General features: G+C 71.4%; 12 protein-coding genes. 1 reads left to right on the top strand and 11 read right to left on the bottom strand.

From position 1 onward, the window contains the following. Nucleotides 1-16 precede the first annotated feature (16 nt). From ASG96_RS04170 to ASG96_RS04150, 5 genes are all read right to left on the bottom strand, one after another. Nucleotides 17-1984: a fumarate reductase/succinate dehydrogenase flavoprotein subunit gene (locus ASG96_RS04170; RefSeq protein ID WP_157610649.1), complete on the bottom strand. Its 1968-nt coding sequence runs from the start codon at nt 1982-1984 to the stop codon at nt 17-19. Nucleotides 1985-2020: 36 nt separating this feature from the next. Further along, a complete protein-coding gene (locus ASG96_RS04165) occupies nt 2021-2674 on the bottom strand; it encodes a succinate dehydrogenase cytochrome b subunit (protein ID WP_200958672.1) in 654 nt (217 codons plus the stop codon). Nucleotides 2675-2860: 186 nt separating this feature from the next. Beyond that, the gene (locus ASG96_RS04160; protein WP_057586851.1) at nt 2861-3613 is read right to left on the bottom strand and encodes a succinate dehydrogenase/fumarate reductase iron-sulfur subunit; all 753 of its coding nucleotides are present in this window, start codon (nt 3611-3613) and stop codon (nt 2861-2863) included. After that, nucleotides 3610-5532: a fumarate reductase/succinate dehydrogenase flavoprotein subunit gene (locus tag ASG96_RS04155; protein ID WP_057586849.1), complete on the bottom strand. Its 1923-nt coding sequence runs from the start codon at nt 5530-5532 to the stop codon at nt 3610-3612. The genes ASG96_RS04160 and ASG96_RS04155 overlap by 4 nt, the downstream gene beginning before the upstream one ends. After that, entirely contained in the window at nt 5532-6377 is an 846-nt protein-coding gene (locus ASG96_RS04150) for a hypothetical protein (protein ID WP_057586847.1), read from the bottom strand. The genes ASG96_RS04155 and ASG96_RS04150 overlap by 1 nt, the downstream gene beginning before the upstream one ends. Nucleotides 6378-6492: 115 nt before the next feature. On the opposite strand from ASG96_RS04150, the gene ASG96_RS04145 reads away from it, so the two are divergent. Beyond that, nucleotides 6493-7464 carry an SDR family NAD(P)-dependent oxidoreductase gene (locus ASG96_RS04145; RefSeq protein ID WP_057586845.1) on the top strand — a complete coding sequence of 324 codons (972 nt, stop codon included), beginning with the start codon at nt 6493-6495 and terminating at the stop codon, nt 7462-7464. 139 nt (nt 7465-7603) lie between these two features. Here the strand turns inward: ASG96_RS04145 and ASG96_RS04140 are convergent, their stop codons facing one another. From ASG96_RS04140 to ASG96_RS04120, 6 genes are all read right to left on the bottom strand, one after another. Then, nucleotides 7604-9091: an aldehyde dehydrogenase (NADP(+)) gene (locus tag ASG96_RS04140; protein WP_057586844.1), complete on the bottom strand. Its 1488-nt coding sequence runs from the start codon at nt 9089-9091 to the stop codon at nt 7604-7606. Further along, nucleotides 9088-9963 carry a fumarylacetoacetate hydrolase family protein gene (locus ASG96_RS04135; RefSeq protein ID WP_157610642.1) on the bottom strand — a complete coding sequence of 292 codons (876 nt, stop codon included), beginning with the start codon at nt 9961-9963 and terminating at the stop codon, nt 9088-9090. The genes ASG96_RS04140 and ASG96_RS04135 overlap by 4 nt, the downstream gene beginning before the upstream one ends. Beyond that, nucleotides 9950-11668: an IlvD/Edd family dehydratase gene (locus ASG96_RS04130; RefSeq protein WP_057586842.1), complete on the bottom strand. Its 1719-nt coding sequence runs from the start codon at nt 11666-11668 to the stop codon at nt 9950-9952. The genes ASG96_RS04135 and ASG96_RS04130 overlap by 14 nt, the downstream gene beginning before the upstream one ends. Before the next feature lie 58 nt (nt 11669-11726). Continuing rightward, a complete protein-coding gene (locus tag ASG96_RS24435) occupies nt 11727-11861 on the bottom strand; it encodes a hypothetical protein (RefSeq protein ID WP_255359540.1) in 135 nt (44 codons plus the stop codon). 259 nt (nt 11862-12120) lie between these two features. Continuing rightward, a complete protein-coding gene (locus ASG96_RS04125; protein ID WP_057586840.1) occupies nt 12121-12924 on the bottom strand; it encodes a GNAT family N-acetyltransferase in 804 nt (267 codons plus the stop codon). A gap of 85 nt (nt 12925-13009) precedes the next feature. After that, nucleotides 13010-14614, bottom strand: a complete 1605-nt coding sequence (locus tag ASG96_RS04120; protein ID WP_057586838.1) for a DUF2029 domain-containing protein — start codon at nt 14612-14614, stop codon at nt 13010-13012. Between the last annotated feature and the right edge of the window lie 11 nt (nt 14615-14625).

Genomic DNA, 14625 nt, shown 5'->3' with positions numbered 1-14625 from the left:
CTGTGTGGGGTGATCGTCACTTGTAGCTCCGCTGCTTCATCTCGACGAACTCGTAGACCAGGTCTTCCTTGTGCAGGACCGGCGCACCGTCCTGACCGCCCCACTCCCACGCGGCGACGTAGGCGTACTCGTCGTCGTGACGCAGCGCCTCGCCGTCCTCGGTCTGGGACTCAGCGCGGAAGTGACCGCCGCAGGACTCGCGGCGGTGCAGCGCGTCGATGCACATGAGCTCACCGAGCTCGAGGAAGTCGGCGACGCGGCCGGCCTTCTCGAGGCTCTGGTTGAGGGTGTCGGCGGCGCCGAGCACCTTGACGTTGCGCCAGAACTCGTCGCGCAGGCCCCGGATGAGGTCGATGGCCTTGAGCAGCCCCTCCTCGGAGCGCTCCATGCCGCAGAACTCCCACATGATGTTGCCGAGCTCCTTGTGGAAGGAGTCGACGGAGCGGTCGCCCTTGATCGACAGGAACTTCTGCACCCGGGCGTCGACGGAGGCGCGAGCCTCGACGACGGCCTCGTGGGACTCCTCGAGCTTCTCGAACGGGCCCCTGGCGAGGTAGTCGCGGATCGTGTGCGGGAGCACGAAGTAGCCGTCGGCGAGGCCCTGCATGAGGGCGGAGGCCCCGAGGCGGTTGGCGCCGTGGTCGGAGAAGTTCGCCTCGCCGGTGACGAAGAGGCCCGGGATGCTCGACTGGAGGTCGTAGTCGACCCAGAGGCCGCCCATCGTGTAGTGCACGGCGGGGTAGATGCGCATCGGCACCTCGTAGGGGTTCTCACCCGTGATCCGCTGGTACATGTCGAGCAGGTTGCCGTACTTCTCCGCGACGGCCTCGGCGCTCATGCGCTTCAGGGCGTCCGTGAAGTCGAGGTAGACCCCGCGGCGGAAGTCGCCGACCTTCGGGCCGACGCCGCGGCCCTCGTCGCAGACGTTCTTGGCCTGGCGGCTGGCGATGTCACGAGGGACGAGGTTGCCGAACGAGGGGTAGATCCGCTCGAGGTAGTAGTCGCGGTCCTCCTCGGGGATCTCGCGCGGGTCCTTCTCACAGTCCGCGGCGTTCTTCGGCACCCAGATGCGGCCGTCGTTGCGAAGCGACTCCGACATGAGCGTCAGCTTGCTCTGGTGCTCACCGGCCACCGGGATGCACGTCGGGTGGATCTGCGTGTAACAGGGGTTGGCGAAGCGCGCTCCCTTGCGGTGTGCGCGCCACGTCGCCGTGACGTTGCTCCCCATCGCGTTCGTCGAGAGGTAGAAGACGTTGCCGTAACCGCCGGATGCGAGCACGACGGCGTCGGCCAGATGGGTCTCGATCTCACCGGTCACGAGATCGCGGGCGATGATGCCGCGCGCCTTGCCGTCGACGACCACGACCTCGAGCATCTCGTGGCGGCTGAACATCTCGACCGTGCCGGCGGCGACCTGGCGCTCGAGCGCCTGGTAGGCGCCGATGAGCAGCTGCTGGCCGGTCTGGCCGCGCGCGTAGAAGGTCCGCGAGACCTGGACACCGCCGAAGGAGCGGTTGTCGAGCAGGCCGCCGTACTCACGGGCGAAGGGCACGCCCTGCGCGACGCACTGGTCGATGATGTTGGTGCTGACCTCGGCGAGGCGGTAGACGTTCGACTCGCGCGAGCGGTAGTCGCCGCCCTTGACGGTGTCGTAGAAGAGGCGGTAGACGGAGTCGCCGTCCTCCTTGTAGTTCTTGGCGGCGTTGATCCCGCCCTGCGCCGCGATCGAGTGCGCGCGGCGCGGGGAGTCCTGGTAGCAGAAGGACTTGACCTGGTAGCCGGCCTCGCCGAGCGTCGCGGCGGCTGCGCCACCGGCCAGTCCGGTGCCCACGATGATGACGGAGAGCTTGCGGCGGTTGGCCGGGTTGACGAGGGAGGCCTCGAACTTGCGGGTGTTCCAGCGGCGGTCGATCGGGCCGGGCGGGGCCTTCGTGTCGCGGATCGGCTCACCCTCGGCGTACACGCCGTGGACGAGACCGGGCACCGACGAGGAGGGCGTTGTGGAGGTCGTGGTCACTGGTCAGCTTCCCTTGACGAGTCCGAAGAGGATGGCGAGCGGGGGGAGGGCGAACCCCACGCTCGTGACGAGTGCGATGACCGTCCCGAGCGTCTTGGCGCGACGGCGGGCGGCGGCGTTGCCGGCCCAACCCAGGGTCTGGGTGGCGCTCCAGACGCCGTGGTAGAGGTGCAGGCCCAGGGCGACGAGGGCGAGCAGGTAGATCAGGACGACCCACCACACCTGGAAGCTGCTGATGACGAGCAGGCCCGGGTTGCCCTCTGCCGGAAGCGAGCCGACGTTGAACTTCACGATCGTGAACTGGAGCAGGTGCCACACGAGGAAGAGGAGCAGCGCAACGCCGCCCCAGCGCATCATCTTGCTCTTGACCGTGGCACGGGCCGCGGCCTTGGCCACGTAGCGCGTCGTCCGGGCGCCACGAGCACGGCTCCACAGGTAGAACGCGGACCACGCGTGAGCCACCAGCGCCGCGATGAGGAGGACCCGGAAGAGCCAGAGGAAGCCGGCGTACGGCAGGAAGGGCGTGAACAACGTCCGGAGGTGCTCGGCGTACTCGTTGAACGCGTCGACGCCTGCGAAGATCTTGAGGTTGCCGTACATGTGCACGAGGACGTAGAACACGAACAGCGCGCCCGAGCCGGCCATGAGCATCTTCATGAACACGGTGTTCCGGCGGGCCGATGCAGGTCGATTCGATCCCGTCACCGGGAGAGTATTGGTGGCCACGGTCGAAACCCTATCCCCGAGGCTTCGCAGGGTCCGACGGCTACCGTCCGGTAGACGCCGAGTGTGACTATTTCCACTGTCATGCGCCCGTCAGCGCCGTCAGCGCCGTCAGCGCACTCAGCGCTTGCGGAGACCGATCTTCGTGCCCAGCCACACGAGCGGGTCGTAGTGACGGCCGACCACGCGCTCCTTCATCGGGATGATCGCGTTGTCGGTGATCTTGATGTGCTCGGGGCAGACCTCGGTGCAGCACTTCGTGATGTTGCACATCCCGATGCCCTGTTCGTCGCGGGCGAAGTCCGCACGGTCTTCGCGCGCGTCGAGCGGGTGCATGTCGAGCTCGGCCGCGCGGATGAGGAAGCGGGGTCCGGCGAACGCCTCCTTGTTGCTCTCGTGGTCACGCACGACGTGGCAGGTGTCCTGGCAGAGGAAGCACTCGATGCACTTGCGGAACTCCTGCGAGCGCTCGACGTCGACCTGCTGCATCCGGTACTCGCCCGGCGCCAGGTCCGGCGGGGCGAAGGCGGGGATCTGGCGGGCCTTCGCGTAGTTGAACGACACGTCGGTGACGAGGTCGCGGATCACCGGGAAGGCGCGTAGCGGCGTGACCGTGACCGTCTCGGTCTCGCTGAAGGTCGACATGCGGGTCATGCACAGCAGCCGTGGCATGCCGTTGACCTCGGCGCTGCACGATCCGCACTTGCCGGCCTTGCAGTTCCAGCGCACCGCGAGGTCGCCCGACTGGGTGGCCTGGAGGCGGTGGATGATGTCGAGCACGACCTCGCCCTCGTTGACCTCGACGGTGTAGTCCACGAGCTCGCCGCCCTCGGCGTCGCCGCGCCAGACCCGGAACCTCGCGTCGTAGCTCATGACCCGCTCCCGTCGGTGGGCGTCGCCGGTGCCGGCACCGCGGCCAGCTCGTCCGGCGTGAGGTACTTGGCCAGCTCGCCCGTGTCGAAGAGGGCCAGCAGGTCGCCGCGCATGGACGGCATCTCCTGCTCGCGCACCACGATGCCGTCGCCGTCCGCCGAGCAGATGAGGTTGCGGCCCCGCCAGTGCGGGTCCATCGTCGGGTAGTCGTCGCGGGTGTGACCCCCGCGGCTCTCCTGGCGCAGCAGCGCGGCCCGGGCCACGCACTCGCTGACGGCGAGCATGTTGCGCAGGTCGAGGGCGAGGTGCCAGCCCGGGTTGAACTGCCGGTGGCCCTCGACGGTCAGGTGCTCGGCGCGGGCCTTGAGGTCCTCGAGCCGTTCGAGGGCGCGTTCGATCTCCGCGGCCGTGCGGATGATGCCGACGAGGTCGTTCATCGTCTGCTGCATCTCCTGGTGGAGGGTGTACGGGTTCTCGCCGCCCTCCTCCTCGAAAGGCGCGAGCGCAGCGGCTGCGGCGGCGTCGACGACCGCCTGGTCGACGTCCGGCCGACGGTCGCCCAGTGCCAGGACGTATGCCGCGGCGCCGGTTCCCGCGCGGGCGCCGAAGACGAGCAGGTCCGAGAGGGAGTTGCCGCCCAGGCGGTTGGACCCGTGCATGCCGCCCGACACCTCTCCGGCGGCGAAGAGGCCAGGCACCCCTGCGGCGGCGGCGGTGTCCGGGTCGACCTCGACCCCGCCCATGACGTAGTGACAGGTGGGGCCGACCTCCATCGCCTCCTTCGTGATGTCGACGTCGGCCAGCTCCTTGAACTGGTGGTGCATCGACGGCAGCTTCTTGAGGATCTCCTCCGGGGGGCGCCGCGAGGCGATGTCGAGGAACACGCCGCCGTGCGGTGACCCGCGCCCGGCCTTGACCTCGGAGTTGATGGCGCGCGCCACCTCGTCACGGGGGAGCAGCTCGGGCGGCCGCTTGTTGGTGTCCGGGTCGGTGTACCAGCGGTCGCCCTCCTCCTCGGTCTCGGCGTACTGGCCGCGGAAGACGTCGGGCACGTAGTCGAACATGAAGCGCTTGCCCTCGGAGTTCTTCAGCACGCCGCCGTCACCGCGCACCGACTCGGTGACGAGGATTCCCTTGACCGAGGGCGGCCACACCATGCCGGTTGGGTGGAACTGGATGAACTCCATGTTGACGAGGGTTGATCCCGCCCGCAGGGCCAGGGCGTGTCCGTCGCCGGTGTACTCCCATGAGTTCGAGGTGACCTTGAACGACTTGCCGATGCCACCCGTGGCCAGGACGACGGCGGGCGCGTTGAAGCGGACGAACCGACCCGACTCGCGCCAGTAGCCGAAGGCGCCGGCGATGGCCCCGCTCGGGTCCTGGAGCAGGTCGGTGATCGTCACCTCGGCGAAGACCTTCAGCCGGCTCTCCGGGTCGCCGGTCTCACGTTCGTCGTCCTGCTGGAGGGAGACGATCTTCTGCTGCAGGGTGCGGATCAGCTCGAGCCCGGTTCGGTCGCCGACGTGGGCGAGGCGGGGGTACTCGTGGCCCCCGAAGTTGCGCTGGCTGATCCGTCCGTCCGGAGTGCGGTCGAAGAGGGCGCCGTACGTCTCGAGCTCCCACACGCGGTCGGGGGCCTCCTTGGCGTGCAGCTCGGCCATCCGCCACGAGTTGAGGAACTTGCCGCCGCGCATCGTGTCCCGGAAGTGCACCTGCCAGCTGTCGTTGCTGTTGACGTTGCCCATGCTCGCGGCGATGCCGCCCTCGGCCATCACGGTGTGCGCCTTGCCGAAGAGGGACTTGCAGATGATGGCCGTGCGAAGTCCTGCCTCACGCGCGGCGATCGCGGCCCGCAGGCCCGCCCCGCCGGCCCCGACGATGACGACGTCGTACTCGAAGTGCTCCAGGTCGGCGGCCATCAGTTGAAGAACCTCAGATCCGTGACGGCCCCGGAGGCGACCAGGGCGATGTAGGCGTCGGTCACCATGAGGGTGGCCAGCGTGGTCCAGGCCAGCTGCATGTGCCGGGTGTTGAGGCGCGAGACGACGGTCCAGGCCCGGTAGCGCACCGGGTGCTTGGAGAAGTGCTTGAGCCGGCCACCGATGAGGTGTCGGCACGAATGGCACGACGCCGTGTAGAGCCAGAGGAAGCCGGCGTTGACGAGCATGATGAGCGTGCCCAGCCCCATGCCGATGCCGCCGTCCTTGCCGTGGAAGCCGTCGAAGGCGTCCAGGGTGTTCATCCCGGAGACGACGAGCGCGGCGTAGAAGAAGTAGCGGTGGACGTTCTGCAGGATGAGCGGGAAGCGCGTCTCGCCCGTGTACCTCGCGTGCGGCTCGGCAACGGCGCAGGCGGGCGGCGAGAGCCAGAACGACCGGTAGTACGCCTTGCGGTAGTAGTAGCAGGTGAGCCGGAAGCCGAGCAGGATCGGCAGCAGGAAGAACGCATACGGAACGAGCGGCGGCAGCTCACCCATCCAGGTGCCGAGGTGGCGCGCTTCCGGGACGCACGAGGCGGTCACGCAGGGGGAGTAGAACGGTGTGAGGTAGTGGTACGTCTCGACGAAGTAGTACCGCTGCATGGAGGTCCGGACCAGCGCGTAGAGAAGCCAGAGGACGAGCAGCGTGACGATGATGACCGGCTGGACCCACCACCGGTCGCCGCGCAGGGTGCGCTCGGGGATCTGCGCCCGTCCCGGAGCGCCGACGCCACCGGCGACGGACCCTCCTCCGCCGGAAGCCGGGTCGAGCCTCGTCTCACTCATCTGCGAACCTCCACCGTCGTTGGTCGGGCGCCGTCGCACACTCTAGTGTGACGTGCGCCACGCGGGGTGGAGCGACGCTCCCGACGCCCTGCGAGCCGCCACCTAGGGTGGGCGGATGGTGCTCCACGCAGCGACCGCGGCCCTCGACTGGGTCATGGACAAGTCCCTCGTCCTCGGTTACACGAAGATCGGGCCGACCGTGCGCCGGGCCTGGTGGCCGCACGACCCGGTGCCGGGCGCCCTCGTCGGACGCCATGTCCTCGTCACCGGCGCGAGCGGGGGCCTCGGGCTGGCCACGGCGCGAGGTCTGGCCCGTCTCGGTGCGGTGGTGCACATCACCGGCCGGGACGCCTCGCGTCTCGACGACGCCCGCTCGCGGCTGCTCGAGGAGCAGCCTCTCGCCGAGGTCACGTCCCACGTCGCTGACGTCAGCGACCTCGCCGCGACCGCCGAGTTCGCGCGCCGGTTCGTGGTCGACGTGCCGCGACTGCACGCCGTCGTGCACAACGCGGGCGTCATGCCACCGACGCGGACGGTCACGCCGGAGGGCCATGAGCTGGCTCTCGCCACGCACGTCCTCGGTCCGCACGTGCTCACCCTCGGGCTTCGCGAGTCGCTCGGGGGCGGCGGCCGCGTCGTGCTCGTGACCTCCGGTGGCGCGTACGCCCAGCGACTGGAGGCCAACGACCCCGATTACACACAGGGCACCTACTCGGGGACGGCGGCATACGCCCGCACGAAGCGGATGCAGCTCGTGCTGGCCCCGCTGTGGGCGCGGGAGCTGGCCGGAGACGACATCACGGTTGCCTCGATGCACCCGGGATGGGCCGACACGCCGGGCGTGACGGAGTCGCTGCCCGGCTTCGCGAGGGTCACCGGGCCGCTGCTGCGCAACGCCGAGCAGGGCGCTGACACCGCCGTCTGGCTGACCGCGACCGGCGACCCGATCGGCTCGGGCGGCTTCTGGCACGACCGCCGGAGACGCTCCACGCATTACGCGCCGGTGCGCGTCGAGACGCCGGGCGAGGTCGAGCGGTTCTGGGCCTTCGTGTGCGAGACCACGGGAGTGCCCACGCCAAGGGGCTGACGTCGACTCCGTTCGTGTCGAGCCCGTCGACGCTCCCTCCGTGGCCCGTCGAAGGCGGCATGGAGGCTCGCCCGCTTCGCAGTCGCAGCCCGTCCCGAGTATGCCGCCGCGCTCGCCCGCGGGCTCGCGCCCTGGCAGGTCAGCCCAGTCGTCCGTTGATGCGCTGCGGGACGCCCCAGGGATTGGCGTCGCGGAGCGCGGGGGGAAGGAGCGGCTCGGGGACACCCTGGTAGGCGACCGGCCGGACGAACCGGTCGATGGCTGCCATCCCCACCGAGGTGGTGCCCACCGCGGTCGTCGCCGGGTAGGGCCCACCGTGCTGCTGGGCGTAGGTGACGGACACCCCGGTCGGCCAGTCGTTGAGCAGGACCCGCCCGGCGCGTCCGGCCAGGGTGGTCAGCAGCGTCCCCACCAGTGCGTCCTGCGGATCACCACAGACCGTCGCGGTCAGCTGCCCGGCCAGACCCGAGGCGACGGCGAGGAGCTCGCCCTCGTCGTCGTACTCCACGACGAGGGCGGCCGGTCCGAAGACCTCCTCCCCCAGCCGGGCGTCGGCCAGAAGCGCTGCCGCGGTCGAGCGCAGCAGGGTCGGCGCCGGGGCGTCGGAGGGGTCATCGGCGGAGGGCATCCTCCCGGCAGCAACCTCGACGCCGTCACGCCGGGCCAGCGAGTCCAGCGACGCGGCATACCCCAGGCGGATCCGCTCGTTCAGCAGCGGGGCCCCGCTGACCTTCGCAACCCGCTCGCCGACGAGGTCGACGACAGCCGATCCGCGCGGAACGACCAACAGCCCCGGCTTCGTGCAGAACTGTCCTGCCCCCAGGGTCATCGAGGCCACGAAGCCATCGGCGACGTCCACCGGGCGGCGCTCCGATGCGCCGCGGGTCACGAAGGCGGGGTTCACGCTGCCGAGCTCACCGTAGAACGGGATGGGCACCGGCCGGGAGACGGCGAGGTCGAACAGTGCACGGCCGCCGCTGATCGAGCCGGTGAACGCGCCGGCAGTGATGCGAGGGTCACGAATCAGCGCCCTGCCGGTCTCGACCCCCTCGGTCATGGCGAACACACCGGCCGGGGCCCCGGCGCCCGACAGCGCGTCGCCTACGAGCTCGCCCGTCGCCGCGGACAGCCGGGGGTGGCCGGGGTGGGCGACGAGCACGACGGGACAGCCGGCGGCCAGCGCGGACGCCGTGTCGCCCCCGGCGACGCTGAACGCGAACGGGAAGTTGCTCGCCGCCCACACCGCGACCGGCCCCAGTGGGCGCATCATCCGTCGCAGGTCGGGTCGGGGTCCCATGCCCCAGCCGGGGTCGGCGTGGTCGATGGTCGCGCGAAGGTAGGAACCGAGCGTGATCTCGTCGGCCAGCAGCCGCAGCTGGAAACACGTCCGCACCAGCTCGCTGGACAGCCGTGCCTCGGGCAGGTGGGTCTCCTGCTGCGCCAGCGGGACGAGGTTGGTCGCCCCGGCTTCGAGACGGTGCGCCACGGCCCGGAGCCACCCGGCCCGTTGCTCTGGCGCCGACCCCGCGAGGACGGGGGCCGCCGACGTCGCGACGTCGAGGAGCCCGCCGAGCTGCGCCGTGGCTCCGGCGGGGGTGGGCGTCTCGGGCTCGTGGGGGGTCCTCATCGTGTTCCTCCGTGGTCACGTAGGTCCCGCCCGACGACCCGGACCGGGTTGGTCAGGGCGCCGAGACCGTCGATGGTGACGGTCACGACGTCGTCGGCCCGCAGCGTGAAGGCCTCGTCCGGGACGATCCCGGTGCCGGTCAGCAGGACGACTCCGTCCGGGAAGGACGTGGCCGCGGTGAGCCACCTCCCGAGGTGCGCCGACGATCGGGTCAGCTGCCTCGTGTCGGTCGCGCCGCGGAACGCGACCTCACCACCGCGCTCGATCGTGAGGGCGATGGCAAACGGCTCGTGCGCGACCCACACCGGCACGATGGCCGGGCCGAGGGCGCACGCGCCGTCGTAGACCTTGGCCTGCGGCAGGTAGAGGGGGTTCTCACCCTCGATGGACCGGCTGCTGACGTCGTTGGCGGGGACGTAGCCGAAGAGCTCACCGTCGCGGGTGAAGACCAGGGCCAGCTCCGGCTCGGGGACGTCCCAGCTCGAGTCGGCGCGGATGCCGACGTGCTCACCCGGGCCCACCACGCGCCACCCGGGCGCCTTGAAGAAGAGCTCGGGCCGCTCCGCCGCATACACCTCGTCGTAGACCGAGGCGCTCGCTGACTCGGCCATCCGCTCGTCGCGACTGCGCGCGTAGGTGACACCGGCCGCCCAGACCTCCTGGCCGTCGACGGGCGCGAGGACCGGCCCGGCGAGGTCGGTGAACGGTGCCGCCTCGACCGTGGCGCGGGCATCGTCGAGCGGCAGCGCGAGCAGGTCGCTGAGGCTGCCGTCGAGCAGCCGGTCTCCGTCCTCCGAGCGGACCAGCCAGCGTGGTCCGTCCGCCGTCGCGACGCGCCGCACCGAGCCGATGACGGGGTCAGTGGGACTCACGGGCCACCCCCGGGCCGGTGGCGCCGACGAGGAAGTCGAGGTCCGCGCCGGTGTCGGCCTGCTGGACGTGGTCGACGTAGAGCCGTTCCCAGCCGCGTCGGGGTGCGGCGAACCCGTCGACGAGCGTCTGAGGGGGTCTGCGACGGGCGATCTCCTCCTCGGGGACGTGGAGGTGAAGGGTCCGGTTCGCGACGTCGAGCTCGATGATGTCGCCGTCCTGGACGAGGGCCAGGAGTCCACCCGCGGCGGCCTCGGGCGCGACGTGGAGCACGACGGTCCCGTATGCCGTCCCGCTCATCCGGCCGTCGCAGATCCGCACCATGTCACGGACCCCCTCCTGCAGCAGCCGCTGCGGCAGGGGCAGGTTCGCCACCTCCGGCATACCGGGGTAGCCCATCGGCCCGCAGCCCCGCAGCACGAGCACCGAGCCGGCGGTGACCTCGAGGTCGGGGGAGTCGATCCGGGCGTGCAGGTCCTCGACCGAGTCGAAGACGACGGCGGGTCCGCGGTGGCGCAGCAGGTGCGGCGACGCCGCGGCAGGCTTGACGATGGCGCCGTGCGGCGCCAAGTTGCCACGCAGGACCGCGATCCCGGCATCGGGCAACAGGGGGCGGTCGCGGGGCGTGATGACCGTCTCGTCCCAGACGGGCGCGTCCGTGAGGTAGTCGACGAGCGGCCGGCCGGTGACGGTGATGGGCGTCGGATCGAGCAGGTCGCGCACCTGAGCGAGGACGGCGAGCAGCCCCCCGGCCCGAAACAGGTCCTCCATGAGGAACTCGCCGGCGGGCTGGAGGTTGACGAGCAGCGGCACGGCGGCACCAACCCGGTCGAAGTCATCGAGGCTGAGCTCGATGCCGAGTCGGCCGGCGATGGCCAGGAGGTGGACGACGGCGTTGGTCGAGCCACCGACGGCGGCGAGGGCGACGATGGCGTTGGTGAATGACCCCGCGGTGACGACGTCGCCGATCGTGCGACCCTCCTGCACCAGCTCGACGGCGAGCCTGCCAGACTCGTGCGCCCCTTCCAGCAGCCGGGCGTCGGCCGCGGGGGTCCCGGCGAGGCCCGGGAGCGTCGTGCCGAGCGCCTCCGCCATGACGGCCATCGTCGAGGCGGTCCCCATCGTGTTGCAGTGACCCTTGCTGCGGATCATCGAGGACTCGCTGCGGAGGAAGGACTCCTGCGACAGGTTCCCGGCGCGCACCTCCTCGCTCAGTCTCCACACATCGGTCCCGCACCCGAGCGGCCGGCCGCGGAAGGTCCCGTTGAGCATCGGCCCGCCCGGGACGACGACGGCGGGGATGCCGACGGAGGCGGCGGCCATGAGCAGCGCTGGGATCGTCTTGTCACAGCCGCCGAGCAGCACGAGGCCGTCGATCGGGTTGGCGCGGAACATCTCCTCCATGGCCATCGCGGCCATGTTGCGCCACAGCATCGCGGTGGGCCGCACGAGCGTCTCGCCCAAAGACACGACCGGCAGGTTCAGGGGGATCCCGCCCGCCTCGTACACCCCGTGCTTGACCGACTCGGCGACCTCGTCGAGGTGCAGGTTGCACGGCGTGAGGTCCGAGGCGGTGTTGGCAATCGCGATCTGCGGTCGCTCTCCCGACAGGGCGTTCGAGGGCACCCCACGACGCATCCACGCTCGGTGGAGGTAGCCGTTGCGGTCTTCCGATCCGTACCACTCGCTGCTGCGCAGGCCCTCCATGGGGGGCTCCTCTCGATGGTGGGGTGGCCACCCTTGACGCTACGCCGAGCGCCGACGTTCAGGTGAGGTCCAGGCGTCCTTGGGCGGTCAGGGTCTCGAGGATCTGCTCGTCCTGCTTGGCACGCTCGGGCGCCGTGATGAGCAGGGCGTCCTGGGTGTCGACGACGAGGTCCTTGACGCCGATGAGTGCCACGAGCCCGCCTCCGGCCGCGGTGTCTTCGTCGGGGTTCCCGACGAAGTCGGCGACCCGTCGGGCCGACGGGGCACGCTCTACCGTGAGCAGCTCGCCGAGGCGGACAGACCGAAGCCCGTCGTCGCCCGGCGAGGTCGAGCGTTGGTGGACCTTCGTGTGCGAGCCACGGGATGCCAGTGCCCGTTGGCTGAGCTGGCTGGCCCGTTGACGCGGACCGCCTGAGCTGATCCAGCCTGACGGCAGACGTCGGGTGGGTGCGTCAGGGGCGCACCCAGCAGGTCCAGCGCTCGATCCGCAGGTAGCCGAGCCGCTCGTAGACGGGCTGGCCGTCGTCGCTCGCAATGAGGACGGCGCCCTGGTCGGGCCACGCCGTCGTCGCCGCCCACGTGAGCGCGGCGCCGGCGCCCTGGCCACGGGCCGTGGCGAGCACCGCGACGTTCTCGACGACGGTGACGCCGGCAGCCGAGTGGGCTGCGGCCGTCGCGACCGGGGTGTCGCCGTCGTAGCCGACGAAGACCTTCGTCGGCTCGTCGACGACGTCCGGCCGGTAGAAGTCTCCCGGCGGCAGGTCCGCCATGTCCGGCATGGGGTAGCCCTCGACGAGCACCCGCTCCGCGTCCTGCAGGTGCTGCTCGGTCGTGGCCTCGCGGACGTCGAGCGGCGTCGACGGCGCCGGGGTGACGGTCGACGGGGGTCGGAACATGAGCGGCGGGTGCCCGACGAGCGCCAGCCCGTGGGTGGTGAGGTCGGGCGTCGGGAACGGGCTGATGACGATGGAGGACACGCCCTCGGGGTATGCCGCCCAGAGCTGTCCCACGGTCTGCTCCCAGTCGCGAGGTGGGCTCGTGACGATGGCCCAGTTGAGCAGGGCCGAGACGCCACCTCCACGACCCGCGCACCAGCTCGGCCCCTCGGAGAACTCGCCGCGGGCGGCAGCGGTCAGCGCCCGCGCCCAGGAGACGTGCGCGAGGACGGCCTGGCGCACGAGCGAGTCGGCCGGTGCGAGGTCGTCCTCCCAGCCGGTGGTGAGGTGTTCGCCCTCCTCGGGCAGCATCGAGCTCATGCCACCACCATCGTCCCGCGGTCGGGATCGCGGTGCGGGTTCGGCCGGATCGGTGGGCGCGGCACGGCGGCCCGGCGTGCCGGTCTCAGCCGGCGCGGCGGACGCAGACCTGCGACCCCGTGGTGCGCACGCAGTCGTAGCCCGTGGCCACGAGGGCGCGGACGCGCGCGACGTAGGCGTTCCAGCCGGACTCGCCGGCCTCGGGACGCACGGTGTCGTGGACGATGACGGCGTCTGCCCGCGGCAGGCAGTCGGCTGTCAGGTCGAGGATCGCGTCCGGCTCGAGCGAGTACTGGTGGAAGCGGGGGCAGACGAGCTGCAGGTGACCCAGCCCGACCGCGTGCGCGGTGGCGTCGTTCGAGCCCGCACGGGCGTAGGTGCGCACCTGCGGCAGGGCGTCGAGGACGACGCTGTCCGGCGAGTCGCGCTGGAGCAGCTGCAGGTTCGCCGGGACGGAGCCGGCGGCCGTGAGGGTGAAGTAGGGGTGGAGCGCCCCCGCCGTGAGGTAGCCGGTCAGCAGCAGCACGGCGACGGCACGCCAGTGCGTGACCCGGTCGGAGAGGCGCGCGGCGACGAGCGCGACCGCGAACCCGCCCGGGCCGGAGAGTGTCTGGGCGTGGTGGGGCCAGGTGGCGGTGGCCGCGATGACGACGAGCCCGAGGGCCAGCGAGACGACGACGAGGTCCCAGAGGACCGCGGGGGAGATGGTCTGCCCGGCGGCGTCGGGCGCGGTGTCGGGCGCGGTGTCGGGCGTCCCGTCGGGGGCCGTGTCGGGCACGGGCGACGCGGTGTCCGACGCGCGGGGTCGCCACGAGCGCGGGATCGCGAGCAGCACGACGACGAGCGTGGCCACCGTGACCATGCCGGCGCCGCGACCGTCCTCGGGGAAGGCGCGCAGGAGGTGACCGATGACGGGGCCGTACTGGGAGGCCGCGAGCTCACCCTCGGCGTAGTCCGCGTTGAGCCGGAAGTTCTCGAGCCAGCCGGGCAGCTCGCCGCGCAGCCACATCGCGCCGATCCCGACCGCGAGCAGGGCGACCGCACCGACGACGGCTCGGGCCAGCCCCCTCGGTCCGCCCGTCGACCGACGGTGGAGGGCGACGACGAGGAGCGCCCCGGCGACCACCGGGGCGAGGATGAGCTTGGTCAACAGCAGCAGGCCGACGAGCACCCCGGCCACGACCCAGCGCGAGCGCACCGCGCACGCGACGGCGGCGAGGAGCAGGGCGAGGCCGGGGAGGTGGGTCATCCCGCTCTCGTACGCCGGGCCCGTGAGCAGCAGGGGTGTCGCGCCGAGACCCGCCACGAGCGCGAGGCCGCGCCTCGCCCCGGCCGCACGGGCGAGGACGAGCACCGACACGCCGGCGCCCAGCACCCAGAGCACCTCGAGGACGACATCGGCGAGCGGGGACACGAGCCGGCCGATGGCGAGGGCGTAGTAGAAGAGCGGGTCCTTGTTGTCCCAGACGTCGACGTACAGGCGGTCGCCGGCGAGGAGGCGCTCGGCGACCGAGACGTAGGTGCCGTGGTCGCCGAAGGTGCTCGGCACCAGCCGCGGCAGCGTGACGGCCCAGGCGAGGACGACGGCCCCGACGGTCGCGATGCGGGCCGTCGCCGAGGCGGTCGGGCTGCGCCCCGGGGCCGGCGCCGCAGCCGGCTTCGTGACGGACGTGTCCGGGGCGCTCGTCACGGCTCGCCCCG

The sequence above is a fragment of the Terrabacter sp. Soil810 genome (genome assembly GCF_001429645.1).
GTDB lineage: Bacteria > Actinomycetota > Actinomycetes > Actinomycetales > Dermatophilaceae > Terrabacter.
Note: the sequence above shows the minus strand (reverse complement) of the source record. Positions and strands in the feature narration are given on the sequence as shown.